The following is a 25,127-nucleotide window of genomic DNA, read 5'->3' on the forward strand; positions in this document are numbered from 1 at the left end:
TAACTAGTTGAGATGAAATACTCTATATACATACTATTTCTGATTTTAACTTTGACTTCGGCCAAAGTAAATGCTTGCACATGCAAGACTCCAAAAAATTTAAAGGCTCTACAGGACTATGAATTTGAAAACTCTGAATTTGTTCTCATTGGAAAAGTTTTAAAAATTGACCTCAACAACAACACTTTTCAGGTAAAAATTATAGAATCTTTCAAGGGAGAGGAAAAAGGAAAAATCTACAATGGAATTTATGACAAGTATTGTAGCCCAATAATTGATAAGAAGGGAAAGTGGCTAATTTATGGAAATTTAAACTCTGAAAAACTAATTACCATTAACACTTGTGGACTAACTCGTAGTTTTGAAAGTCCTGAAAATAACATTTCAGCAACATACCCACCTGTACCGCCAATACTAAACAAAAAAAAATCTAAATCTCAGGACGAAAAGAAACTAGCCAAATGGAAATTAAGAGCAAAGTCAGATTTAAAAAATGAAATAGCTGATTTAAGAAAAAGAATAAAATAAATCCAACATCATAACTGACAGACATGCGAATGTATTCATAATGAAAAAAGACATAACATCCACTTTCAAGGCCCATTTGGTGCCCAAAGAAGTATATAAAGGTGGAAAAAACATTCCCCCGACCGATAAAAAAATATACAAGCTGTCCTCCAACGAAAATCCATTGGGCGCATCGCCCAAGGCCGTTGCTGCAATGAAAGTTGCTTTGGACAAGATTGATATCTACCCAGACCAGACCGATATTCGTCTGCGCGAAGCCTTGGTCCAAGATTTTAACGGCCAGTTGAGTGCCGACCAGTTTCTGTGCGGCAATAGTGGTTCGGAGGTTATCGACATTATTCTTCGGGCTTTTATCAACGAAGGGGACGAAGTGATTTTTTCCAACCCTTGCTTCCTCCCCTACGCTGTTTTTTCCAGATGGTATGGTGCCAAACAAGTTGACATTCCGCTCTTGGCCCCTAACTACGAGTTGGATGTGGAAGGTATTTTGAATGCCATCACCGAGAAGACCAAAATCATATTTTTAACCAGCCCCAATAATCCTACGGGAACATACATTCCTAAATCCGTAATGGACGATTTTATGTACCGTGTGCCCAAAAACATTGTGGTGGTGTTTGATGAGGTCTACCGCCACTTTGCCGATGCAGAAGATTACGTTACCGCATTGCCTTATGTATTGGAAGGTCACAATGTGGTTGGACTGAACAGTTTTTCCAAAACCTATGGTTTGGCAGGGCAGCGTATCGGGTATGGGTACACCACGGCAACCATTGCCAACTATGTTCGCTTGATCCACAAACCTTTTTTACTACCGTTGACTTCCATTGAGGCGGCCATTGGGGCTTTGAACGATACCGAATTCATTGAGGAAACAGTAAAAACTGTTTTGGAAGGCAGAAAATACATTGCAAAGGCATTTGATGAACTGGGTATCACCTATTGGCCAAGTCAAGCCAACTTTTTTATCATTGACCCACCGTTGCCCGAAATGGAATTTACGGACAAAATGATGGAGGAAGGCATAATGGTGCGACCTGTTTCACAATTTGGAGCACCTGGCAAGGTTAGAATCACCATAGGTGATGCTGAGGCAAATGAGGCTTTGGTAAAAGCACTTCAAAAAATTACAAACGATTAAATGTCATTCCTGCGAAAGCAGTAATGACACTTAAAGCACAAACCTATAAGTAGCTTTCAACAAAAAGATATTCTGTGGTTTTTGACCAAAAATATTGTCACCTAGACTAGGCAGTAGACCTGCAATAGGGTCTCCGTCCCTTGACACATCTTGTGACCATACCAAGAATATTTCCGAACCTGGAATATACTCCCATCGAATCACCAAATTGGAACGAAACTGTACAAAGGAAAAATCAGGGTTATCAAAACTAAAATCGGTAACACCATCCAAATCTTCATCAATGGCGTAGGTGCCATCCGACAAAGTGGTTTGTTCCGCCGAATATTGTATAAATCTGTCCTCAAAGACCTTGGCCACGGGATCGGTGATGTGTTTAAAATTGGAATACCTCCCTCTTGAAATAAAAGGTTGTCCCCAATACTGAATGGTCAGGTTGGGGTTGATGGTGTAGTTCAATCGAACCGACATGCTCAACGTGTGCTGGTCAATCTTTCCGTTAAGATACCGTTGAGTTCCGTTAACATCATCAAAATTATCAATGAATTGTAGTTTATCGTGATTTATATCCAAAGAAGGGAAAACGGAAACCCGCAAGGCATTTATGGGCTGATACACAAATCCTCCTTCCATATAATAGTTCTTTATGGAATTGTCCAAAGCTCTTCGTCCATTATGATAAAACGAAAAGCGTAATTTTTTCCGGTAATCGGTGCTGATGTTGTTCCAAAAGCTTACCCATGGAGACTGCCTTAACCTAGGGCCGCCCCGCAAAGCGAAATTGGAATACTCAATCGGGGCTATATTGAACCCGATGTTGGATTGGTAATTATTTTTCCAGTTTTGCCAGCTATTGGCGTTGAATTGCAAATAATTATGATTGCCTTGAAAATCCCATGCTGTCCAATGGTTATAATTGATGCCCACACGTCTAAACGTACTGTCCGGCTTTAAGGTTTGGTAGCCTATCCAAGTATAATGTCGAACATCGTCGGCCTGCCGCTGAAATCCGATATCGTTAAGTTCGAGTTCAGGCGAACGCCATGTAGCACCCGATTCAAACTTCCAATGGCCATTGCCCACCTTTCCGATTTGAACATTCCCACCTGTACCAGTTAAGGATGTCCTTGTAGTATCCACGGCAACATGGTCCGCGCCCACCCTATTGAACAAGTGCGTAATGGATTGTTGAGTGTTTGTTATGGCCTCCTCACTGCCTCGAACATGGCTCATATTTATATTTCCACCAACATACCAATCCCGATTGGCCCATTGATGTTTAAAATCCAGTCCGCCAGTGTACGCAACATCGTGCAAAAAATTGAGTTGTTCTGGGATTTGTTCGCGGTTGGTAGCCGTAAAAATACCGCCAATATAAGAGTTCCTTTGATTGAAATCCTTTTGCAGCCTGCCCACAAAATAATTGGTCAATGGCTCTACCATTTCCTTTCGGGTATCCCCTTCATCATTTATTATAGTCGCGGTCCGTTGGGCGGTCACACTTTCAAGCACACCGATGGCCCATCCATCCTTGGTCTTTCCACTGAACTTGGCCGCTCCAATAATTGGGGTGTTATCGGGTTGGTCCACAAACTCGCCATCTACGGTGTCTGGATACCCTTGCGGACTTCTACCTATCCTTCGCGAATAAAAAATATTGTCCGAACCAAATGTGTTTCCTGCTTCGGATTGTGAAACCCTAAAATCGAAAATGTTCTTGTTCTCCACAAAAAACGGACGTCGTTCCTGAAAAAATATCTGGAATCCATCCAACGCAATTGCCGAAGGGTCTGCATCCACTTGACCAAAATCAGGGTTGACGGTCAAATCCAAAGTGAGGTCATTGGTAATCCCTATCTTGGCATCGAGTCCGGCAGTGATATTGCTTTCACTTCCATCCCTAAAAGGGTTGCCTTCCTCGGCCTCGTAGGTTTCGGTCTTTGCAACTGTGTAAGGTTGAATCTCCAACTGTTTTTGTGGCTGAATGTTCTTTAGCCCGTGCAATTCACCAAACTCGCTTACCCAACCAGGCTGGTCCACAGGTTTTCTTTGCCAAAGGGAACGCTCCTCGTTCCTAAAAAAGCGGCGTGTGGACTGCAGGCCCCAAACCTGTTCATCGGCATTTCCAAACTTCAATTGGCTCAATGGGATGCGCATCTCCGCTGTCCAACCCTTATCATCAACATTGGTTTTGGCATACCAAATAGGGTTCCAACTTTCGTCCCAATTATTTCCATTGTTTGATATAAACTCATCACCCTTTACCCCTGCAGCAGTAATCGTAAAGGAGAAGGCAGTACGTTTATCAAAATAACTGTCTATATTGAACTCTACCCAGTCCCCATCAAATCCGTCCCTTCGGGATAAACGCTTCACAATTTTATCGGGTTCGGAATCGTAACAGCGTACACCTATATATAGATTCTTGCTATCATACAAGATTTTAAATTTGGTCTGATGGGTCGGGGGAGTGTTTTCATCGGGTTGCCATTCTATATAATCCCCGCCCCATTCTACCAAGTTCCATGCTTCATCCTCTAAAATACCATTAATGGTAGGGGCAGCATATTCGCCCAAGGCTTTGGTGGTATATTTTTTTTTGATGATGACTTCGGTGGAATCTTGTGCTTGGGCGGAATAGATAAATAAAAGGGTCAGTAAAACCAGAGCTGCGTTTCTCACGTGTTCGTTTTTTGATTGATAGAATAAAGACCACAGAAAATTTGGAGAGTTACAGTTCTAATTCTTTTTAACTTTTTTTAACATTTTACAAACCTATCCTTACGGGCGTTTTTTATGTCTTAAGTTTGATTTTGAAAAAAGTAAAAAAATATTCCAGACCAACCGTTTGTAATTCAATCTAATAATTGTACATTTGCAGCCCGTTAATCGGGATAGGTTATTTAAATCAATAATATTCGAGAAGTGGACACATTAAGTTATAAAACTATTTCCGCCAATAAATCTACTGTTGACAAGCAATGGTTATTGGTTGATGCTGAAGGACAGACCTTAGGAAGATTGGCGTCTAAAGTAGCCAAAATACTTAGAGGGAAATATAAGACCAACTTTACCCCTCATGTTGATTGTGGAGACAACGTTATTGTCATCAATGCTGAAAAAATCGACATGTCCGGTAACAAATGGGATGAGAAGGAATATCAAAGATATACCGGATACCCGGGTGGTCAACGTTCCGCTACCGCGAAAGAAGTATTGGAAAAACATCCTGAGCGAATCATTGAAAATTCCGTAAAAGGGATGCTACCAAAGAATAAACTTGGGGCTGACTTGTTCAGAAACTTAAAGGTATATGCCGGTGCTGAGCACGGACAAGAAGCGCAAAAACCAAAAGCTATTAACTTAAACGACTACAAATAATGGAAGTGGTTCATAAGATAGGTAGAAGAAAAACCGCCGTGGCCAGAGTATATGTTTCCGAAGGATCTGGGAACATCACGGTAAACAAAAGAGACCTTAACGATTACTTTACCACAGGTACATTGCAGTACAAAGTGAGACAACCTTTCACTTTAACTGAAACCGATGGCAATTACGACGTAAAAGTAAATGTTTTCGGAGGTGGTATAACAGGTCAGGCAGAAGCTGTTCGTTTGGCTTTGTCCAGAGCAATGTGCGAAATAGACGCAGAGAACAGAGCTGTTCTTAAGCCAGAAGGGTTGCTAACAAGAGACCCAAGAATGGTGGAAAGAAAGAAATTCGGTCAGAAGAAAGCCCGTAAGAAATTCCAATTCTCCAAACGTTAATATTTTCTGGATGCCTTTGGCATTCAACTATATATAAGTTCATTGAAAACCCTGAAAGTGCAAATATTTCAGGGTTAAATTTTTAACCAAGTTGTCGTTGTTCCAAAAGGGATTAACAATTCAACTTTTTGGAAACTAGTTTAGCATCTAAATGGGCTGGGCGAACAAAATTTTGTGACCACCAGTGCATTGCTACTTACAACGGAACGTAAACTAAGTACAAAAAATGGCAAGTAAAATTGAAGTTAAAGACTTACTGGAAGCAGGTGTGCATTTTGGACACCTAACAAGAAAGTGGAATCCGAACATGGCTCCCTACATCTACATGGAGCGTAACGGAATCCACGTAATCAATCTCTACAAAACAGTTGCAAAACTTGAGGAAGCCAACGAAGCCCTTAAAAAAATTGCATCCTCAGGAAGAAAAATCCTATTTGTAGCCACAAAAAAACAAGCAAAGGACATTGTCGCGGACAAAGTATCCAAAGTAAACATGCCTTACATCACCGAAAGATGGCCTGGTGGTATGTTGACCAACTTTGTGACCATTCGTAAAGCTGTTAAGAAAATGGCAGCAATCGACCGCATGAAAAAAGATGGTACATTCAACACCCTTTCCAAAAAAGAGAGATTGCAGGTTGACCGTTTGCGTGCCAAGTTGGACAAAAACTTGGGTTCTATCGCAGATATGACCCGTTTGCCAGGCGCACTTTTCATTGTTGATACCATGCGCGAGCACATCGCTGTAAAAGAAGCCCAAAAATTGAACATCCCGATTTTTGCCATGGTAGATACCAACTCAGACCCTCGCGATGTTGATTACGCCATCCCGTCCAATGACGATGCAGGTAAATCCATCGAAGCGATCATGGAATCTGTAACAAGTGCTGTTGCCGAAGGTTTGGAAGAGCGCAAGAGCGAGAAAAACAGCGGAAAAGACAAAGAAGAAGATTCTAAGAAAGAAGAGAAAAAAGCTGAGGCCGCTCCAAAAAAGGAAGAAAAAGCCGCTGAGGAAAAACCAGCCAAAAAAGCTGAGGCCGAAGCTCCCAAAAAAGAAGCAAAAGAAGAGGCAAAACCGGACGACCTTACCAAAATTGAAGGTATTGGACCAAAAGCTGCCGAAGCTCTTGTAGCCAGCGGAGTAAAAACTTACGCCGACCTAGCCGATGCCGATGCCGAAAAAGTTAAGGAAATCTTGACCGAGGCCAGCTCAACTTTAGCCCACTTGGATCCAACATCTTGGCCAAAACAAGCTAAAATGGCTGCCGATGGAAAATGGGACGAACTTAAAGAATGGCAAGACAACGTAAAAGGTGGCGTTGAATAAACCTGCTGATTTAACATTGTCCTAAACAAAAACACTTTTACAGTGTTTTACTTTACGTAAAATTTAAAAAAGAAAAGAAAATGGCAAAGATTACCGCCGCAGAAGTAAATAAATTAAGAAAGGCCACTGGAGCTGGAATGATGGATTGTAAAAAAGCTTTGGTCGAAGCCGAAGGTGATTTCGACCAAGCAATTGAGATCCTTAGAAAAAAAGGTCAAAAAGTTGCAGCAAAAAGAGCTGACAGGGAATCTTCAGAAGGTGCAGCCATCGCAAAAGTAAATAGCGATAGTACACAAGGTGTTGTTATCTCCTTGAACTGCGAAACTGACTTTGTTGCCAAGAACGATAGCTTTGTAAAACTTGCAAACGATTTAGCCGATTTGGCACTTGGTTTCGATAGCAAAGACGATTTCCTAGCTGCCTCTTTTGATGGAATGACCGTTGCCGATAAATTGACAGAGCAAACCGGCGTTATCGGTGAAAAAATCGAAATCGGAAGCTTTGAAAGATTAAATGCTCCTTTCGTTGGATCTTATATCCACGCGGGTAATAAAATTGCAACCTTGGTAGGTTTGTCCGCCAATGTTGATGGCGCTGCAGAAGCTGCAAAAGATGTAGCTATGCAAGCTGCCGCAATGAACCCGGTTGCCCTTAACGAGGAAGGTGTTGATCAATCCATCATCGACAAAGAAATCGAGATTGCGAAAGATCAATTGCGCGAAGAAGGCAAACCAGAGGAAATGTTGGACAAAATTGCCCAAGGCAAATTACAACGTTTCTTTAAAGACAACACTTTGGTGAACCAAGCTTTCATTAAGGATAGCAAACAAAGTGTTGCCCAATACGTTAAGTCGGTGGACTCCAGCTTGGAAGTTACCAGTTTTTCAAGAGTAGCATTGGGCTAATTCACCACAACAATAAATTCAAAAACCGCTTCTGTCTGGAAGCGGTTTTTTTATGTCCATATCAAACCCGAAATTCTTCATTTCCCATAAATAATTTTGATTATTTTTGTCCGGACTTCAAGAAACTCTCAATGCATTACAAAAGAATTTTATTAAAATTAAGTGGAGAAGCCTTAATGGGCGAACAACAATATGGCATTGATGCCAACCGGTTGGATGAATATGCCGAAGAAATAAAATCTGTAATCGATAAAGGTGTTGAAGTGGCCATCGTAATTGGTGGAGGAAACATTTTTAGGGGCCTCGCAGGAGCCAGCCAAGGCATGGATCGCGTACAAGGAGACCACATGGGCATGTTGGCCACGGTAATCAATGGTTTGGCATTGCAAAGCGCCCTAGAGATAAAAGGAGTTCAGACAAGGCTGCAATCGGCCATCAAAATAAATGAGGTCGCCGAGCCCTTTATCCGAAGAAGGGCCATCCGCCATTTGGAAAAAGGAAGAGTGGTCATTTTTGGCGGTGGAACAGGAAATCCATATTTCACCACGGATTCCGCTGCAGTTTTGAGAGCCATCGAAATAAAGGCAGATGTGATTTTAAAAGGTACCCGTGTTGACGGTATTTACACATCCGATCCCGAAAAAGACAAAAACGCCACTAAATTCGACTCCATTTCCTTTAACGAAGTACTTTCCAAAGGACTTAAAGTGATGGATACGACAGCGTTCACATTAAGTCAGGAAAATGAGCTGCCCATTGTGGTGTTCGACATGAATACACGAGGTAACTTAATGAAAATAGTATCTGGAGAAAATATCGGAACCGTGGTCAATGTTTAAATTGGCATATACTTTGGTTTTAGTTTTATAAATTTGAAAGTTATGGACGAAGAAGTAAAATTTATTCTTGATAGTACAAAAGAAAGTATGGAGGCAAGTATTGAGCACTTGCAAAAGGCATTGACAAAGATTAGGGCAGGCAAAGCCAGTCCTATGATGCTTTCTACTGTAATGGTGGATTACTACGGTTCTCAAACCCCACTTTCCCAAGTATCCAACATCAATACCCCCGATGCAAGAACGCTCTCCGTTCAACCTTGGGAAAAAAACCTGCTGGGCGAGATTGAAACTGCCATCATGAACGCCAATTTGGGCTTCAATCCCATGAACAATGGTGAAATGGTAATCATTAACGTACCCCCATTAACAGAGGAAAGGAGAATACAACTGACAAAACAGGCCAAGGCCGAAGCCGAAGACGCTAAAGTAAGTATCCGTAGTGCCAGGCAAGAAGCCAACAAGGAATTAAAAGCATTGGACATTTCCGAAGACCTTTTAAAAAACGCCGAAGTTGATGTGCAAGAACTAACCAACAAGTACAGTGATAGGGTTGATGCCATCTTGACCACAAAAGAGGCTGAAATAATGAAGGTGTAAAATTTGGATTTTGAGCGGCCCCTTTCCTAGGAACACAACATATCATTTTCTACCTTTGCGCCCAACAAAACCCAGATGGTAGCAAAGCTCACTAAAGGATTTTGGCCAAAGGTCGCAAGAATTATACTCCGCAATAGAATCCTCATTCTTTTAGCGGTTGTCGGCTTTACCGTTTTCTTGGCCATGCAATGGAAAAACATGCAGTTTTCCAACACCGAGGCCAATATTCTGCCCAACGATCACCCTGCGAGCATTCAATACAATGCATTTACCAAAATATTTGGCGAAGAAGGCAACGCCATAGTTTTGGCCATTAGGGATTCCTCACTGTTTACCCCAAAAAACTTTAACCGATGGAACACCTTGAGCAAACAGCTCGATGCTTTTCCCGAGGTTGACTACGTTATCTCTTTGGAGAATCTAAAAGAGCTCATCAAGGACAAGGACACCCAAACGTTCTCCATGGAGCCTTTAATAGCCGACCCTCCCAAGACCAAACAGGAAATAGATTCCCTTACCAACCATTTGTTCACAGAACTTCCTTTCTACGATAATTTGGTTTACAATCCCAAAAGTGGAACCATCCAAACTGTTGTTTATCTGGACAAGGATATAATGAACACGGCGGTTAGAAACGAGTTTATACTCAATGATCTAGCCGAACTTGTTGAAGATTTTGAGCAAGAGACCGGCATGGATGTACGTATTTCCGGTATGCCCTACGTACGTACATGGAACACAAAATCCATTGTTGATGAAATCGGGCTTTTTATCGTAGGTGCCCTACTTGTTACCTCGATTATCTTTTTCTTTTTCTTTAGAAGTTTTAGGGCCACGTTCATATCCATGTGCGTTGTGATCATTGGGGTAATGTGGGCCTTTGGAATACTTGGGCTTTTACAATACGAAATTACGATTCTAACCGCTTTGATTCCGCCATTGATTATTGTAATCGGTATTCCCAATTGTATTTTCCTGATCAACAAATATCAGCAAGAAGTAAAAAAACACGGAAATCAAGCACTTTCCTTACAAAGGGTAATCTCCAAGATTGGCAATGCCACCTTAATGACGAACATTACCACCGCATCAGGCTTCGCTACCTTTATTATTTTGGACAGTGACCTGCTCAAGGAATTTGGTATCGTCGCCTCTATCAACATCATTGGGATTTTTATTCTCTCCCTGTTGATTATACCCATCATTTATAGCTTTATGCCGCTTCCTAAGACCAAGCACCTAAAGCACCTGAACAAAAAATGGATGGACATTTTTGTGAACTGGATGGAAAACATGGTAAGAAACCACAGGATTGGCGTTTACATTACCACAGTTGCAGTTTTGGTATTGAGCATTATCGGGATTTACCAGATGCGAATCACTGGAAGTAGGATTGAAGACCTCCCCAAGAAAAGCCACTTTTACAAGGACATCCAATTTTTTGAGGCTGAGTTTGACGGTATCATGCCCATGGAAATTGTGGTGGACACCAAACGCAAAAATGGGGTGGTAAAGCCTGCCACACTTAAACGAATGGACCAATTGGGCGCTGTAATCGATGAAATTCCAGAACTATCGCGACCTATTTCCATAGTTGATTTGGTAAAATACTCTAAACAGGCTTTTTACAACGGAATTCCAAAATACTATCAACTGCCCACCAGTCAAGAGAACACATTCATTATGAACGCTGTTCAAAAGTCATCAACTGATGGAACCAATGAACTGCTCCAAAGCTTTGTGGACAGTACGGGACAAACAGCCCGTTTAACGACTTACATGCGCGATGTAAAAATCGACCGTATGGAGGAAATTGAAAAAGACCTGCAAGAAGCGATCACAAAGCAATTTCCATCGGAACGATACGATGTTTTTATGACCGGAAAAGCCCTCTTGTTCCTAAAAGGAACAAAGTACTTGGTCAAAAACCTGTTGTTGTCCCTTGCATTGGCCATTGGACTCATTTCGCTATTTATGGCCTACCTCTTCCGGTCCTTTAGAATGGTCATCATATCCTTGGTACCCAACTTACTGCCTTTAGTTATTACTGCAGGTGTAATGGGATACTTGGGTGTTCCCATAAAACCATCCACCATTCTTGTATTTAGTATCGCATTTGGCATATCGGTGGATGATACCATTCACTTTTTGGCCAAATACCGGCAGGAACTCACTGCACACCGTTGGCACATCAAAAAATCGGTGTACGCCGCCTTGCGCGAGACCGGAGTGAGCATGTTCTACACATCCATAGTCTTGTTCTTTGGGTTCTCGGTATTCATCATCTCCAGTTTTGGGGGCACCAAAGCATTGGGGGGATTGGTTTCGGCCACCTTGTTGTTCGCCATGCTGTCCAACTTGATCTTGTTGCCATCACTTCTCCTCTCCTTGGAAAGAAGTATTGCCAACAAACAGGTGCTCAAAAAACCTCAAATCGACATTTTGCCCAAGGACGAGGACAATCCCAAGGACAAATAGTGTTTGAAACAGCCATAAATTAGGCTATTCCATTGCCATCGTTTTTTATCAAAAACCTATCTTTACCAACTAAATTACGATAGTTTTAGAATGATGTCTTATTCCATAAAAGAATTGCTAGAAAAGCAACCCGTAGGAGATTCCGTTGAAGTAAATGGATGGGTAAAAACATTTAGAAGCAACCGATTCATTGCATTGAACGACGGTTCTACCATACATAACCTGCAATGTGTCGTAGATTTTGAAAATTTGGACGAAGCATTGCTGAAGCAAATTTCAACAGGTGCCGCCCTGAAAATATCAGGGACTTTGGAAGAAAGCCAAGGCCGAGGGCAAAGTGTGGAAATCCAAGCTACGGATATATTCGTGCACGGTACCGCAGACCCGGAGACCTACCCTATTCAACCCAAAAAACACTCGTTGGAGTTTTTAAGGGAAAAAGCGCATCTTAGGGTACGGACCAATACTTTTTCCGCGGTAATGCGGGTAAGATCGGTACTTTCTTTTGCCGTTCACAGCTACTTTCAGCAAAATGGTTTTTACTACATGCACGCACCCATCATCACAGGCTCCGACGCCGAGGGTGCCGGGGAAATGTTCCGTGTATCCACTTTGGATGCCAAGAACCCGCCTTTAGATAGCAATGGTGAAGTGGATTACTCCGAGGACTTTTTTGGAAAAGAGACCAACCTGACCGTTTCAGGTCAGTTGGAAGCCGAGACCTACGCCATGGGCTTGGGCAAGGTGTACACTTTTGGGCCTACTTTTAGAGCTGAAAATTCCAACACATCACGTCACTTGGCCGAGTTCTGGATGATCGAGCCCGAGATGGCCTTTTATGATTTGGATGCCAACATGGATTTGGCAGAAGATTTTATCAAATACATTATCCAATACGTGCTGGACCATTGCCAAGATGATTTGGAGTTTTTGGAAAAACGTTTGTTGGATGAAGAAAAGTCCAAACCTCAGAACGAGCGTTCTGAAATGGCTTTGATCGAAAAATTGAAATTCATTGTAGAAAACAATTTCAAAAGGGTTTCTTATACCGAGGCAATTGATATTTTAAAGAACAGTAAGCCGAACAAAAAGAAAAAGTTCCAGTTCCCTATTGACGAATGGGGGGCCGACTTGCAAAGCGAGCACGAACGCTTTTTGGTAGAAAAACACTTTAAATGTCCCGTAATCCTGTTTGATTACCCCGCAAACATCAAGGCATTTTACATGCGCTTGAACGAGGATGGGAAAACCGTACGTGCCATGGATGTACTTTTTCCGGGTATCGGAGAAATTGTTGGAGGTTCCCAAAGGGAAGAACGTTTGGATGTACTGGAACAAAAAATAAAGGAACTGGATATTGATGCCAAAGAGCTTTGGTGGTATCTGGATTTGAGAAAATTTGGCACCGCGGTGCACAGTGGTTTTGGGCTTGGTTTTGAGCGCATGGTGCAATTCGCCACCGGAATGGGCAATATCAGGGACGTAATCCCCTACCCCAGGACGCCACAGAATGCTGAGTTTTAATTTGATTTTATTATTTTAAGAAGGTTACGATTGTAAATCATCAATCAATATGCTGAAACAACATCTACAGTTTAAGCTTTCACAAAAACTGTCTCCACAGCAGATTCAGCTCATGAAACTTATTCAATTGCCAACGCAGGCTTTTGAACAAAGGTTAAAACAAGAGCTGGAAGAAAATCCTGCTTTGGAAAGTGGCAAGGAGGAAACCGATACCTTGGATGATGTTTACGAGGATACCTACGATGATTCGGCGGACAATGAAAACATTGACACCGAAGAAATCAATATTGATGATTACCTGAGTGATGATGAAATTCCCGATTACCGCACCCAAGCGAATAATTATAGTGCGGACGATGAGGATAAAAGGGTTCCGTATGCCGCTGGAACATCATTCAACCAATACTTGATCAATCAGTTGAACACGACTTACTTGGATGATCAGGAGTGGGCCATTGCCGAATTTTTGGTGGGCAGCGTGGACGAAAGCGGTTACATACGAAGACCGCTTCCAGACATTATGGACGACCTTGCCTTTACACAGAACATTTACGTAGAGGAAGATAAAATAAAACAGGTTCTGAAGATCGTTCAAGATCTAGACCCTCCGGGGGTTGCTGCCCGTTCATTGGACGAATGCTTGATTATACAGTTGAAGCGCAAGGAGCCAAAGCCTTCTGTGGAACTGGCCATCAATATACTTGAGCGTTCTTTCGAGCATTTTACCAAAAAGCATTACTCCAAACTTATACAAAAACACCATGTTTCCGAAGAACAGCTAAAAGAGGCTATTTCGGAAATAGAAAAACTCAATCCAAAACCAGGTGGTTCCTATTCCGGCAACACCCGTATGATCGAGCATATTGTTCCCGATTTCTCCATAAAAATAGTAGATGGTGAACTGGAACTTACCCTTAACGGTAGAAATGCCCCGGAACTTCATGTTTCCAAAGACTACAGCAATATGCTGGAGGGGTACAAAAATGCCAAGGAAAAATCCAAATCCCAGAAGGACACGGTCATGTTCATCAAACAAAAGTTGGATGCTGCCAAATGGTTTATAGATGCCATAAGACAACGTCAGCAAACCCTTTTCATCACCATGAACACCATTATGGAATATCAAAAAGAATATTTTATGACGGGGGACGAAAGAAAATTGCGCCCCATGATTCTAAAGGATATTGCCGATAAAATAGATATGGACGTTTCCACCGTGTCGCGGGTCGCCAACAGCAAATACGTGGATACACCGTATGGGACCAAACTGATCAAGGATTTCTTTTCAGAATCCATGAAGAACGAACAAGGGGAAGATGTGTCCACTAGGGAAATAAAAAAGATATTGGAGACCGTTATTCGCGATGAGGAGAAAAAAAAGCCCTTGACCGATGCAAAGTTGGCAAAAATTCTAAAAGAAAAAGGGTATCCCATAGCCCGGCGGACCGTTGCCAAATATCGGGAACAACTAGACATTCCAGTGGCAAGGCTACGAAAAGAGATTTAATGCGCCACGTATACAACATAATCTCCTATGTGTTCCACCCATTGTTTATACCAATTGGTGGTACGGCGATTTATTTTATGGTGGCACCCTATAGTACCCTGCAAACCCAGAGCGGAAATATACTTCCCATTTTTATCCTTACGGTAATCATTCCCATTATCTTTTTCTTGATATTGAAGAACCTTGGTATCATCAGTTCCATATTCCTGCCCACATTAGAGGAACGCAAATATCCGCTTTACATAAGCTGTATTATCTTTTTAATGATATTGTACAAGGTTATCCCCAATAATTACGTACACGAACTTTTTTACTATTTTACAGGACTTCTGACAGCGACCAGCGCAACTTTAATTCTGTTGTTCTTTAAATTTAAGACGAGTATGCACCTGTTGGGCATGGGAAGCATCTTAACTTTTATGGTAGCATTGAGCATTCATTTTGAGACCAACATTACCATTGCCATAAGCTTGTTCACCCTTTTTACGGGGCTGGTGGCCACCTCAAGATTATATTTGAAGGCTCACACTAAAAATGAACTGTTGATAGGTTTTATTCTGGGGTGTTGTTCCCAGTTGATTATTCTAAAATACTGGCTATAGGATATAAAAAATCAATCCAATACGCAGCACCCTAAAGTCGATATGGTTTCCATTAAGCGTAGCATCTTCTTTAAGCAATGGATTTAACGCATAGTAGGCATGAATGTTCCAGGTATTATAACCAAAGTTCAGCATAAGGCCATATTGGAGCTTTTCAATATCATTATTGGAAAATGAATCATTACCGTCATCTGTTACCAATTTTGACCTACCCGAGAACACATAACCCAATTTGGCACCAGCGTATATCCGCCAAAACTTATATTCCTCTGCGGTCGATGTACGCCATCTTAGTTCCAATGGAAGTTCTATGGAATGGGTTTCGAACTTGCTCCTATTAAAATTGGAGCCTTCCATTACTTGGTAAACAATCGTATTGGATTCTTCTGATGAAACGACGTTTGAATAATAAGAGTTCACAGCATATCCAAGCCCTAAACCAACACCAAAATTCCTTCTTTGGTTCAAGGGAATGTCCTTTATAAAGCCAGCTTGCAGATTATAAGATAGGTTTTGTTGGCCCACTTCGTCCGGGGTATCCAACAATACATTATAGCCAAGTCCGATATAAAACTGATCTTCCAGATACCGACTATCGGATACTATGGTGCTATCCATTCCGTTTTGGCCCAAAACGGATATGGCAAACAATAAACAAACAGCATTGCCTATAAATTGAAGTACGATACGCATCATGGTAACAATTTAAAACAAAAAACGCCCCAAATTAAAAATTTGGAGCGTTTCCCACTAAATCTAAGCTATTGCCTACTGTAAATTGTTAAAAGCGTCCCCTTCATAAGTGGTATAATTCACTTTAAGGGCATTTACTTCTCTCAATTGTTGCTTAATATCGGTGATAAGACCCATATTGGCATCCTTATCAACTTTTAAAGCAGTAGTCAATACATTTTGAAGTTCTTGCGGTTTTTTTGCACGTTCTGCCAAAATAAATGAACCTACTTCGTCCACATTGGCAAATTTATCATTCAATTGAATTTTTGGTTCGGTACCAAAAACTTTTTGATATTCTTGCGTTGGTGTTCCTACATATATGTAAATAACGCGATCCTTCTTTTCCAATTTCTTAATTTCTGAAGCATTGGGAAGGGTATTGGCAACCATTAACGAACTATCTTTCATTGTGGTTACGGTCATAAAGAAGAACAGTAGCATGAAAACGATATCGGGCAACGAAGCTGTTGATACCGCTGGCAAATCGCCATCCTTCTTTTTGGTAAACTTAGCCATATTAAATAGTTTTTAATTGGTTGTTGTTTCTGCCTCTGAAAGCTTTTGTGGGAACATATCCTGAATACGCTTCACTTTCTCTTTCAAGTCATCTCTTACGCTCGACGGGGTCTCTGGATTCAGGTATTCTGCTTCCATTTTGGTAAAGTCCCTGCCGTACAAGCGTTGTGCTTCACGATTACGCAACTCGTTATAAGCACCTACCAGTTCGTTTTGAACTGTAATGTAAGTGCTGTACTTGGTTTCCCGATCGTTTTTTAACGAGATAATGGCCTTTGTCGGGTTATCTGATGAAGCTGGGTCTTTTCTACCCTTACAGTAATCACATGTTCCGTCCGCACCATTTTCAAGGAATTTGATAGCCGCTTCTCTAAGATCCTTAATATCCATTAAGCTCTCCTCAACCAAAAGTTGCCCATTTCTATTGATATTAACAGTGAAAATGTTCTTCTGCTTGATTACGGGCGGTTCTTCATTTGGCGGTTCAGCAGGCGGCAACATACGATCTAGTCCTGCATCCGTTTCTATGGTGGTGGTCACCAAGAAAAAGATAAGCAAGAGGAAAGCGATATCCGCCATGGAACCGGCATTTACTTCCGGTGCTCCTTTTCTTCTAGGCATAATTCAACTTTTTACTTAACAAACATTCTTTTCAAACCTGGTACTATCATTAGAATTACCGCAATTAGCGTAAGGATAAAAAATACATTCAATCCCATTCCAATGTTTTTCACAGTTCCTTCCGTAGTCTCAATACCTCTTTCAGACATTGTTTCTACCACAGCCATGTTATCTGAAGAAAGCCCGTAAGATATAGCCACTACGATGGCCAATCCACCAATGGCAAAAAGAGCTTTCTTTATACTTCCTTTTGTGGTAAACAATTTTGCAAACCCGAAAACTACTGTAGTTACAACTGCAATAGCCAACAAGATGTACATAATAATGAACATGAAGTTCATTGCTCCACTATTTATGGCACTTGGATCATCGGCAGACGGGAGGGAGAACCAAAGAACGGCGGCAACCAATCCGATGACGATGAGCAATATTTTTACTATTTTATTCATGATTCTCGATAGTTTTTAATTCGTAATTACTTCTTGTGGGCAGCCAACATGTCGATCAATGCGATTGAGCTGTCTTCCATGTCGTTTACGATACTATCGATTTTAGCAATAATATAGTTGTAAAAAATCTGAAGGATAATCGCCGTGATCAAACCGAATACGGTTGTCAACAACGCCACCTGGATATCTCCCGCAATCAAGGAAGCACTCAAGTTACCTACAGCTGCAATTTTCTGGAAGGCCTGGATCATACCTATTACCGTACCCATGAAACCTAGCATGGGAGCAATAGCAATAAAGAGGGACAACCAAGAAACGTTTTTCTCCAACTGGCCCATTTGTACACCTCCGTAGGAAACAACAGCTTTTTCAGCTGATTCCAAACCTTCATCAGCTCTATCCAAACCTTGGTAGTAGATAGACGCAACAGGTCCTTTAGTGTTTCTACATACTTCTTTGGCTGCTTCTACACCTCCTGAGGCCAAAGCATCTTCAACTTGTTGCTTCAATTTGGTGGAATTTGTAGTTGCCAAATTCAAATAGATGATTCTTTCGATGGCAACCGCCAACCCCAAGATCAAACACAGCAATACAATTCCCATGAAGGCAGGTCCCCCTTGGATAAATTGCTCTTTCAATACCTGGGTGAAACCTTTGCTGGCTTCAGCTTCTTCTTGCAACATTGCTGCAGATGCAGTTGTAGTTCCCATCACAAACATTCCGGCAGCAGCCAGAGTAAAGGATATTTTTTTCATTTTACTTAAACTTAAATTTAGTTAGTTAATAATGTTAAAGATATAAAAATTTTATAATAGAAAAACTAAAATACCTTGCAGAGAGGAAGGGATTCGAACCCTCGATACACTTTTGGTGTATACACACTTTCCAGGCGTGCGCCTTCGACCACTCGGCCACCTCTCTATTGTTTCATTTAGGGCGACCAATAAACAAAAAAATAATTAGTTATAGAAATTTGAAGCGTTAATTTTACACCATTTCACCACGGAGTGGTGTCTCAAAAATTGTCTTGAACAATTTGTCGGGAACCCCTGTCCCCAATAGGTACATCGCTTTTGTTATGGCAGCCTCCGTTGTAATATCCTTGCCATTAACCAGTTGCATCGCCTTAAGTTTTTCACTGGTCTCATAATGACCCATGGAAACACTCCCTCCAGAGCATTGTGTCACATTAATAATGTGCAATCCATTTTCCACCGATTTTTTTATGGCTTCTAAAAACCATTTGTCCATCGGAGCATTCCCTGCACCGTAGGTTTCCAAAATCAATGCCTTCAAATCGGGGATATTAAGGACCGACTGCAGGACATTCTGATTGATTCCCGGAAACAACTTGAGAATCGCCACTCGATTGTCCATTTTTTTATGTACTTGGAGCGACTTGTTTTTGGTCACTTTTTTGATCAGATAATTATGATGTACCTTTAAATGAACGCCAGATTCCACCAAAGGCGGATAGTTCAAGGAATCGAAAGCCTCAAAATGTTCCGCATTTATTTTGGTGGTTCTGTTGCCACGATAGAGCTTGTACTCAAAATACAGTCCAACTTCCTGTAACACGGGTTTCCCTTTTTTCTGTAGCGCGGCAATTTCGATGGAGGTAATCAAGTTCTCCTTGGCATCGGTGCGCAAATCCCCAATGGGCAATTGTGATCCCGTAAAAATGACGGGCTTTTCCAGATTCTCCAGCATAAAGCTCAAGGCCGATGCGGAATAACTCATGGTATCACTGCCATGAAGCACCACAAAACCATCATTATCGACATAGTGCTCCTCGATAATGGATGCGATTACCGACCAATAATGTGGATTCATATTGGAAGAATCAATGGGCTCATCGAATGAAATCCCTCTCAGGTTACAGTCCAATTGTTTTAGCTCCGGGATATTTTTCACAAGTTCTTCAAAATTGAACGCCTTGAGTGCACCCGTTTTGTAATCCTTCACCATACCGATGGTACCCCCGGTATAGATCAATAGTATGTTGGTTTTCTTTTTCATAGATCAGATTCCGAATATTTCTTTGGAGTTTTCCGTGGTGATTTCTGCAATCTCTTCTTCGGGCATACTATATATGGAGGATAGTTTTTCCAATACCTTGATGATGTACGAGCTCTCGTTCCGTTTTCCACGATAGGGTGCCGGCGCCAAATACGGGGCATCGGTTTCCAGAACAATATGTTTCAAGTCAATTTGGTTCAAAAACTGATCTATTTTACCATTTTTGAAGGTGGCCACTCCCCCAATGCCCAACTTCATATTATAGGACAAGGCTTGATGGGCCTGTTCCAATGTTCCTGTAAAACAATGGAAAATCCCGAAAAGGCCCTCGTCTTTTTCCTGTTCCAACACTTCGAACACCTCATCAAAGGCATCACGACAATGAATCACAATGGGCAATTGATGCTTTTTTGCCAATTGAATTTGAAAGGCAAACGCTTCTTGTTGCTCTTTCAAAAAGGTTTTGTCCCAATACAAGTCCACCCCTATTTCGCCCACAGCATAGAACTTTTTCTTGGTCAACCACTCTTCCACATGAGCAAGCTCTTCCTTATAATTTTCTTTGACATGGGTTGGGTGCAGGCCCATCATCAAAAACACATGGTCCGGATAGCTGGCCTCAAGATCCAACATGGATTGGGTGTAGGTTGAATCAATGGCGGGGATAAAAAAGCGTTGCACCCCGGCATCCATTGCTCGTTGCATCATTTCACTTCTATCCTCGTCGAAGGCTTCACTATATAAATGAGTATGGGTGTCTGTAATAATCATATCGCAAAAATAGGCTTATCTTAGATGTCCCAAAACTTTGTTACTGATTAAAGCCCTTCAAGATTATATTTCCCTATGGCATCACTCAAAAAATTTCTCAAATCCAAAGACTACATCACAATACCTTTGGTATTGACCGAAACCAACCACTTTGAACTCGTGGCCAGTATCAATGGGGTCACAGGCAAGTTTATTTTGGACACTGGAGCTTCCAATACTTGTGTGGGGATGGATAAAATCGAGTTTTTTGAAATGGCTTCCGAAGCTACGGACATTAAAGCTGCTGGAGCAGGCGCCACGGAAATGGAAACGTTGATCTCCATCAAAAACAAGATCCAGATCGGGGACTGGAAAAAGAAAAAGCAAAAAGTAGTTCTGTTCGACCTCAGCCATGTAAACCAAGCGTTGACAGCGCATAATGCTTTACCTGTAGATGGCATTATTGGCGCTGATGTGCTCAAAAAAGGTAAAGCCGTAATCGATTACAATAAAAAATGCCTCTACTTAAAAAAGTAAAGGCATTTATTCCAAAACCTCTGGATTGCGCTTCGACTACGCTCAGCGACCACTCTTGAGGCAACAATATTCTATAATTCCAACGCTTTTTTCACGTTTCCGTCCATCAACAATTCTTCTGGACTTTCCAAAGCTTCTTTTACAGCGACCAAGAATCCTACGGATTCCTTACCATCAATAATTCTGTGGTCATACGAAAGTGCAACGTACATTACAGGTGCAATGGCAATGGCACCATCCCTAACAATGGCACGCTCCACAATGTTGTGCATCCCCAAGATGCCACTTTGCGGTGGGTTGATGATCGGAGTGGACAACATGGAACCGAATACACCCCCGTTGGTGATGGTAAAAGTGCCTCCAGTCATTTCATCCACGGTTATCTCACCTTCCCTGGCACGGATAGCCAAACGCTTTACTTCGGATTCAATTCCTCTGAAGGTCAGGTTCTCCGCATTTCGGATTACGGGAACCATCAAACCTTTTGGTCCTGAAACCGCAATACTGATATCGCAGAATTCGTAGGTGATCATTTCCTTACCATCGATCATGGAGTTAACGGCAGGGTACATTTGCAAGGCACGAATTACTGCTTTCGTAAAGAAAGACATAAATCCAAGACTTACCCCGTGCTTTTCCTTGAACGCTTCTTTGTACTGTTTACGCAGTTCGAAGATGGCGGACATATCCACTTCGTTGAAGGTAGTCAGCATCGCGGTCTCGTTCTTTGCAGACACCAAGCGCTCGGCCACTTTTCTACGCAACATGGACAATTTGGAACGGCTTTCGCCACGGTTGCCACCTGTTGGGGTTCCCATGGATGGCTTAGCTTTTACAGCATCATCTTTGGTGATGCGTCCATCACGCCCACTACCGGAAACGGATGAAGGCTCGATGCCTTTTTCGTCCAATATTTTCTTGGCCGCTGGAGATGGAGTCCCGGAAGCATAAGTTTCCTTTTTAGGCTCCTCTTTCTTAGGTGCTTCTTTTTTAGGCTCTTCCTTTTTGGATTCCTCTTTTTTATCGGAACCACCAGATGAACCTTCAGGCTTTTCCGCACTTGTATCAATGAGGCAAACCACCTCGCCAACAGCTACTGCATCTCCCACTTCAGCTTTAAGGGTAATAATTCCACTCGCCTCTGCAGGAAGCTCCAATGTTGCCTTGTCCGAGTCCACCTCGGCTATGGCTTGGTCTTTCTCCACATAATCTCCATCCTCAACCAACCAATCGGCGATTTCTACTTCTGTAATGGATTCCCCTGGTGAGGGAACTTTCATTTCTAAAACCATCTTTATTGTAGTTTATACTTGTATTATCTTATTTGCATATTATCCTTACTCTTGTCAAAAACATAGTCCAACACTTGAGCATGACGCCTTTTTGAACGCACGGCACTACCGGCAGCGGGCGCTCCGTAGAACCTACGGGATGCCACCCTAAATTGTTTGGCTTCGTCCAAATGCATCAACATGTGGCTCCAAGCCCCCATGTTTCGCGGTTCTTCTTGAGCCCAAACAATATCGTCTGCGTTCTTGTATTTTTTGATGATGCTTCGCATTTCTTTTGCTGGTAATGGGAACAATTGTTCCACACGTACCAAAGCCACATCGTCCCGCTCCAATTCTTCACGTTTATCCAAAAGATCGTAATAGAATTTACCGGTACAAAAGACCAATGTTTTTACTTTACTTGCTTTTGCATCTGCATCATCAATCACCATTTGAAAACTACCGTTGGCCATTTCTTCTTTAGTGGACACTACTTTAGGGTGCCTCAACAAACTCTTGGGCGTAAATACCACCAATGGCTTACGGAACTTGGCCTTCATTTGTCTACGGAACAAGTGGAACAGGTTCGCCGGGGTGGTCACATCTGCCACGTACATATTATCCTTGGCACAAAGTTGCAAGTACCGTTCCATACGCGCCGAAGAGTGTTCCGCTCCCTGACCTTCGTAACCATGTGGCAACAAAAGGACCAAGCCGTTCTGCAGTTTCCATTTGTCTTCCGCTGATGACAAATATTGGTCTATTATGATCTGGGCTCCATTACTGAAATCCCCAAACTGTGCTTCCCAAATGGTCAATGTCTTAGGGCTTGCCATGGCGTAACCATAATCAAATCCCATTACGGCGTATTCCGATAGCAGTGAGTTATAGATATGGAACTTTCCGTTTTGGTTATCGCCCATTTCGTTCAACAACACCACTTCTTCTTCGTGCATTTCCGTTTTGATGACGGCATGCCTGTGGGAGAAGGTTCCCCTTTCCACATCTTGGCCCGTCATGCGAACATCGTACCCTTCCTCGATCAATGACCCATAGGCCAAAAGTTCCCCCATGGCCCAATCGAGCTTATTGTCCTCAAAATACATTTTATGGCGGCCTTCCACCAATCGTTCCAATTTTCTCAGGAATTTTTTATCCTCTGGAAGCTTGGTAATGCTTTGGGCAACCTCATCCAACTTTTTAAGGTCGTAGGTGGTATCCATGGGTTTCAGCATCACCTCTTCGGTCACCTGCTCAAACCCTTCCCATTCATCTTGCATGAAAGGGGTTATTCTGGTCTTTTCGATTTTGCGGGAATCCAAAAGGTCCTCCTCAAGATCGTTCTTATATTTTTCTTCGAGCTCTTTTACGTAGTTCTCATCGATGACTCCTTCGGCAATCAATTTCTCTGCGTAAATATCCCTCGGGTTTTTATGCTTGGAAATGGATTTGTACAACAAGGGCTGTGTAAACTTGGGTTCATCACCTTCATTGTGGCCATACTTTCTATAGCCCAACAGATCCAAGAAAATATCACGCTTGTATCGCATCCTGTATTCCAGCGCAAAGGTCGTGGCATGCACCACAGCTTCGGCATCATCGGCATTTACATGAAGTACCGGCGAAAGGGTGACTTTCCCAACATCGGTACAATAGGTGGAGGATCTAGCATCCAAATAGTTGGTGGTAAACCCGATTTGGTTGTTCACAACAATGTGGATGGTACCGCCTGTGGTATACCCATCCAAACGGGCCATTTGAATCACTTCGTACACCACTCCCTGTGCAGCAAAAGCAGCATCTCCATGGATTAAAATCGGCAGTACTTCAGAGATTTCATCACTGTGATCACGATCTTGCTTGGCTCTGGCTATACCTTCAACAATGGAGTTTACGGTTTCCAGGTGCGAAGGGTTCGGGGCAATGTTCATATTGACCATTTTACCTGAATCCGTCTCACGTTTAGAGGTCCATCCCAAGTGATATTTTACGTCCCCATCAAAAATGGTTTCCTCGTAATCCTTACCATCGAACTCGCTAAAGATATCCTTTGGCGATTTCCCAAAAATATTGGTCAGAACGTTCAAGCGCCCTCGGTGGGCCATACCTACCACAAATTGCTTCACGCCTTTGTCCGCCGCTTTTTCAACAATCACATCCAAAGCTGGAATCAAAGATTCGCCACCTTCCAACGAAAATCGTTTTTGCCCCACATATTTGGTATGCAAAAAGCTTTCAAAGGAAACGGCTTCGTTCAATTTTCTAAGGATGTTCTTCTTCTCCTCAGGGCTATAATCGGGATGGTTGTCGTTCTTATTGAGCCAATCCTGAATCCATTGAATACGTTCCGGGGTACGGATATACATATACTCCACTCCTATCGCATCACAATAAATACTCTCGAGGTGTCGTATAATTTCTTTCAAAGGGGCTGGACCTATTCCAAGAATTTTTCCAGCATCAAAAACAGTCTCCAAGTCCCCTTCGGTCAGGCCAAAGTTGGCTATACCCAAGGTAGGGACATACTTTCTCCTTTCCCTTACAGGGTTTGTTTCGGTAAAAAGGTGTCCGCGGGAACGGTAACCATCAATAAGGCGTATAACCTGAAACTCCTTTTGAAGGGCTTCGGGCATTTCCACTTTCCTTCCATTGGAAAGCACCACCATTCCCCCTTTATCGGATTCAATCCCCAAATCTTCAAGGGAACCTTCCAAACCAAAATCAAATCCTTGAAAAAAAGCCCTCCAACTGGGCTCTATAGTATCGGGATTCGTTAGATATTTTTCGTATTGCTCCGCAAAAAACGAAGTGTGCGCAGCATTTAAAAATGAATATTTGTCCATTCTTTATGTTTCTCCAAAAACTTTATGGAAAATTTTGTCAAAAATACGGGTTTTAGCATTTATATGCTTGCATTCCCTTTAATTTCTTATTCAAATTTACAACTAAATCACAGAATGAACAGGAAAGCGATAAAAATGAAATTTTTAACTGAAATTAACAGTAGAAACTAA

The 25,127-nt window shown here is 42.1% G+C and carries 23 protein-coding genes and 1 tRNA gene; 13 read left to right on the forward strand and 11 right to left on the reverse strand.

What is annotated here, in order from left to right; translation table 11 throughout:
• Positions 1-12: 12 nt before the first annotated feature.
• Positions 13-528: a hypothetical protein gene (locus GO009_RS06435; RefSeq protein WP_163625392.1), complete on the forward strand. Its 516-nt coding sequence runs from the start codon at positions 13-15 to the stop codon at positions 526-528.
• Positions 529-568: 40 nt separating this feature from the next.
• The gene (locus GO009_RS06440; protein ID WP_163625393.1) at positions 569-1,669 is read left to right on the forward strand and encodes a histidinol-phosphate transaminase; all 1,101 of its coding nucleotides are present in this window, start codon (positions 569-571) and stop codon (positions 1,667-1,669) included.
• A gap of 30 nt (positions 1,670-1,699) precedes the next feature.
• Here GO009_RS06440 and GO009_RS06445 read toward each other — a convergent pair whose 3' ends face one another.
• Positions 1,700-4,351 (reverse strand): DUF5916 domain-containing protein, encoded by a 2,652-nt coding sequence (locus GO009_RS06445; protein ID WP_163625394.1) that lies wholly within the window; start codon positions 4,349-4,351, stop codon positions 1,700-1,702.
• 243 nt (positions 4,352-4,594) lie between these two features.
• Between GO009_RS06445 and rplM the strand changes: the two genes are divergently transcribed.
• From rplM to GO009_RS06495, 10 genes are all read left to right on the forward strand, one after another.
• The gene (rplM, locus tag GO009_RS06450; RefSeq protein ID WP_163625395.1) at positions 4,595-5,050 is read left to right on the forward strand and encodes a 50S ribosomal protein L13; all 456 of its coding nucleotides are present in this window, start codon (positions 4,595-4,597) and stop codon (positions 5,048-5,050) included.
• Positions 5,050-5,436, forward strand: coding sequence for a 30S ribosomal protein S9 (gene rpsI, locus GO009_RS06455; protein ID WP_100817171.1), 387 nt, complete (start codon positions 5,050-5,052; stop codon positions 5,434-5,436). The genes rplM and rpsI overlap by 1 nt, the downstream gene beginning before the upstream one ends.
• Before the next feature lie 226 nt (positions 5,437-5,662).
• Positions 5,663-6,763: a 30S ribosomal protein S2 gene (gene rpsB / locus GO009_RS06460; protein WP_163625396.1), complete on the forward strand. Its 1,101-nt coding sequence runs from the start codon at positions 5,663-5,665 to the stop codon at positions 6,761-6,763.
• A gap of 80 nt (positions 6,764-6,843) precedes the next feature.
• Positions 6,844-7,668, forward strand: coding sequence for a translation elongation factor Ts (tsf, locus tag GO009_RS06465; RefSeq protein WP_163625397.1), 825 nt, complete (start codon positions 6,844-6,846; stop codon positions 7,666-7,668).
• Between the two features lie 131 nt (positions 7,669-7,799).
• Positions 7,800-8,507 (forward strand): UMP kinase, encoded by a 708-nt coding sequence (pyrH, locus tag GO009_RS06470; RefSeq protein ID WP_014033137.1) that lies wholly within the window; start codon positions 7,800-7,802, stop codon positions 8,505-8,507.
• Between the two features lie 42 nt (positions 8,508-8,549).
• The gene (gene frr / locus GO009_RS06475) at positions 8,550-9,104 is read left to right on the forward strand and encodes a ribosome recycling factor (protein WP_163625398.1); all 555 of its coding nucleotides are present in this window, start codon (positions 8,550-8,552) and stop codon (positions 9,102-9,104) included.
• A 75-nt stretch (positions 9,105-9,179) separates the two neighbouring features.
• Positions 9,180-11,582, forward strand: a complete 2,403-nt coding sequence (locus tag GO009_RS06480) for an RND family transporter (RefSeq protein WP_163625399.1) — start codon at positions 9,180-9,182, stop codon at positions 11,580-11,582.
• A gap of 90 nt (positions 11,583-11,672) precedes the next feature.
• The gene (gene asnS / locus GO009_RS06485) at positions 11,673-13,106 is read left to right on the forward strand and encodes an asparagine--tRNA ligase (RefSeq protein ID WP_163625400.1); all 1,434 of its coding nucleotides are present in this window, start codon (positions 11,673-11,675) and stop codon (positions 13,104-13,106) included.
• Between the two features lie 49 nt (positions 13,107-13,155).
• Positions 13,156-14,613: an RNA polymerase factor sigma-54 gene (gene rpoN / locus GO009_RS06490; protein WP_163625401.1), complete on the forward strand. Its 1,458-nt coding sequence runs from the start codon at positions 13,156-13,158 to the stop codon at positions 14,611-14,613.
• Positions 14,613-15,215, forward strand: coding sequence for a hypothetical protein (locus tag GO009_RS06495; protein ID WP_163625402.1), 603 nt, complete (start codon positions 14,613-14,615; stop codon positions 15,213-15,215). The genes rpoN and GO009_RS06495 overlap by 1 nt, the downstream gene beginning before the upstream one ends.
• On the opposite strand, the gene GO009_RS06500 is transcribed toward GO009_RS06495, so the two are convergent.
• The 8 genes from GO009_RS06500 to GO009_RS06535 all read right to left on the reverse strand — a co-directional run bounded on the left by GO009_RS06500 (position 15,210) and on the right by GO009_RS06535 (position 20,326).
• A complete protein-coding gene (locus GO009_RS06500; protein WP_163625403.1) occupies positions 15,210-15,911 on the reverse strand; it encodes a porin family protein in 702 nt (233 codons plus the stop codon). The genes GO009_RS06495 and GO009_RS06500 overlap by 6 nt on opposite strands.
• A gap of 72 nt (positions 15,912-15,983) precedes the next feature.
• Entirely contained in the window at positions 15,984-16,466 is a 483-nt protein-coding gene (locus GO009_RS06505; RefSeq protein WP_127142238.1) for a biopolymer transporter ExbD, read from the reverse strand.
• Between the two features lie 12 nt (positions 16,467-16,478).
• Positions 16,479-17,087: a biopolymer transporter ExbD gene (locus tag GO009_RS06510; RefSeq protein ID WP_163625404.1), complete on the reverse strand. Its 609-nt coding sequence runs from the start codon at positions 17,085-17,087 to the stop codon at positions 16,479-16,481.
• An 11-nt stretch (positions 17,088-17,098) separates the two neighbouring features.
• The gene (locus GO009_RS06515; protein WP_163625405.1) at positions 17,099-17,536 is read right to left on the reverse strand and encodes a hypothetical protein; all 438 of its coding nucleotides are present in this window, start codon (positions 17,534-17,536) and stop codon (positions 17,099-17,101) included.
• 26 nt (positions 17,537-17,562) lie between these two features.
• Positions 17,563-18,291, reverse strand: a complete 729-nt coding sequence (locus GO009_RS06520) for a MotA/TolQ/ExbB proton channel family protein (RefSeq protein ID WP_127142235.1) — start codon at positions 18,289-18,291, stop codon at positions 17,563-17,565.
• A gap of 78 nt (positions 18,292-18,369) precedes the next feature.
• Positions 18,370-18,457 (reverse strand) — tRNA-Ser (locus tag GO009_RS06525).
• A 66-nt stretch (positions 18,458-18,523) separates the two neighbouring features.
• Positions 18,524-19,555 (reverse strand): asparaginase, encoded by a 1,032-nt coding sequence (locus GO009_RS06530; protein ID WP_163625406.1) that lies wholly within the window; start codon positions 19,553-19,555, stop codon positions 18,524-18,526.
• A gap of 3 nt (positions 19,556-19,558) precedes the next feature.
• A complete protein-coding gene (locus GO009_RS06535; RefSeq protein ID WP_163625407.1) occupies positions 19,559-20,326 on the reverse strand; it encodes a TatD family hydrolase in 768 nt (255 codons plus the stop codon).
• Positions 20,327-20,401: 75 nt separating this feature from the next.
• Between GO009_RS06535 and GO009_RS06540 the strand changes: the two genes are divergently transcribed.
• Positions 20,402-20,842, forward strand: a complete 441-nt coding sequence (locus tag GO009_RS06540; RefSeq protein WP_163625408.1) for a retropepsin-like aspartic protease — start codon at positions 20,402-20,404, stop codon at positions 20,840-20,842.
• Between the two features lie 71 nt (positions 20,843-20,913).
• Here the strand turns inward: GO009_RS06540 and odhB are convergent, their stop codons facing one another.
• Positions 20,914-22,134, reverse strand: coding sequence for a 2-oxoglutarate dehydrogenase complex dihydrolipoyllysine-residue succinyltransferase (gene odhB / locus GO009_RS06545; protein WP_163625409.1), 1,221 nt, complete (start codon positions 22,132-22,134; stop codon positions 20,914-20,916).
• 23 nt (positions 22,135-22,157) lie between these two features.
• Positions 22,158-24,956, reverse strand: a complete 2,799-nt coding sequence (locus GO009_RS06550) for a 2-oxoglutarate dehydrogenase E1 component (protein WP_163625410.1) — start codon at positions 24,954-24,956, stop codon at positions 22,158-22,160.
• Positions 24,957-25,127 lie beyond the last annotated feature (171 nt).

Origin of the sequence: Allomuricauda sp. TY007, assembly GCF_010468565.1 — a bacterium.
Lineage (GTDB): Bacteria > Bacteroidota > Bacteroidia > Flavobacteriales > Flavobacteriaceae > Flagellimonas.

What these genes read in the sequence shown, in the direction of transcription:
- GO009_RS06435 (WP_163625392.1), top strand. Translation starts at nt 13, where the DNA reads ATGAAATACTCTATATACATACTATTTCTGATTTTAACTTTGACTTCG.
- GO009_RS06440 (WP_163625393.1), top strand. Translation starts at nt 569, where the DNA reads ATGAAAAAAGACATAACATCCACTTTCAAGGCCCATTTGGTGCCCAAA.
- rpsI (WP_100817171.1), top strand. Translation starts at nt 5,050, where the DNA reads ATGGAAGTGGTTCATAAGATAGGTAGAAGAAAAACCGCCGTGGCCAGA.
- rpsB (WP_163625396.1), top strand. Translation starts at nt 5,663, where the DNA reads ATGGCAAGTAAAATTGAAGTTAAAGACTTACTGGAAGCAGGTGTGCAT.
- tsf (WP_163625397.1), top strand. Translation starts at nt 6,844, where the DNA reads ATGGCAAAGATTACCGCCGCAGAAGTAAATAAATTAAGAAAGGCCACT.
- pyrH (WP_014033137.1), top strand. Translation starts at nt 7,800, where the DNA reads ATGCATTACAAAAGAATTTTATTAAAATTAAGTGGAGAAGCCTTAATG.
- frr (WP_163625398.1), top strand. Translation starts at nt 8,550, where the DNA reads ATGGACGAAGAAGTAAAATTTATTCTTGATAGTACAAAAGAAAGTATG.
- GO009_RS06480 (WP_163625399.1), top strand. Translation starts at nt 9,180, where the DNA reads ATGGTAGCAAAGCTCACTAAAGGATTTTGGCCAAAGGTCGCAAGAATT.
- asnS (WP_163625400.1), top strand. Translation starts at nt 11,673, where the DNA reads ATGATGTCTTATTCCATAAAAGAATTGCTAGAAAAGCAACCCGTAGGA.
- rpoN (WP_163625401.1), top strand. Translation starts at nt 13,156, where the DNA reads ATGCTGAAACAACATCTACAGTTTAAGCTTTCACAAAAACTGTCTCCA.
- GO009_RS06495 (WP_163625402.1), top strand. Translation starts at nt 14,613, where the DNA reads ATGCGCCACGTATACAACATAATCTCCTATGTGTTCCACCCATTGTTT.
- GO009_RS06500 (WP_163625403.1), bottom strand. Translation starts at nt 15,911, where the DNA reads ATGATGCGTATCGTACTTCAATTTATAGGCAATGCTGTTTGTTTATTG.
- GO009_RS06505 (WP_127142238.1), bottom strand. Translation starts at nt 16,466, where the DNA reads ATGGCTAAGTTTACCAAAAAGAAGGATGGCGATTTGCCAGCGGTATCA.
- GO009_RS06510 (WP_163625404.1), bottom strand. Translation starts at nt 17,087, where the DNA reads ATGCCTAGAAGAAAAGGAGCACCGGAAGTAAATGCCGGTTCCATGGCG.
- GO009_RS06515 (WP_163625405.1), bottom strand. Translation starts at nt 17,536, where the DNA reads ATGAATAAAATAGTAAAAATATTGCTCATCGTCATCGGATTGGTTGCC.
- GO009_RS06520 (WP_127142235.1), bottom strand. Translation starts at nt 18,291, where the DNA reads ATGAAAAAAATATCCTTTACTCTGGCTGCTGCCGGAATGTTTGTGATG.
- GO009_RS06530 (WP_163625406.1), bottom strand. Translation starts at nt 19,555, where the DNA reads ATGAAAAAGAAAACCAACATACTATTGATCTATACCGGGGGTACCATC.
- GO009_RS06535 (WP_163625407.1), bottom strand. Translation starts at nt 20,326, where the DNA reads ATGATTATTACAGACACCCATACTCATTTATATAGTGAAGCCTTCGAC.
- GO009_RS06540 (WP_163625408.1), top strand. Translation starts at nt 20,402, where the DNA reads ATGGCATCACTCAAAAAATTTCTCAAATCCAAAGACTACATCACAATA.
- odhB (WP_163625409.1), bottom strand. Translation starts at nt 22,134, where the DNA reads ATGGTTTTAGAAATGAAAGTTCCCTCACCAGGGGAATCCATTACAGAA.
- GO009_RS06550 (WP_163625410.1), bottom strand. Translation starts at nt 24,956, where the DNA reads ATGGACAAATATTCATTTTTAAATGCTGCGCACACTTCGTTTTTTGCG.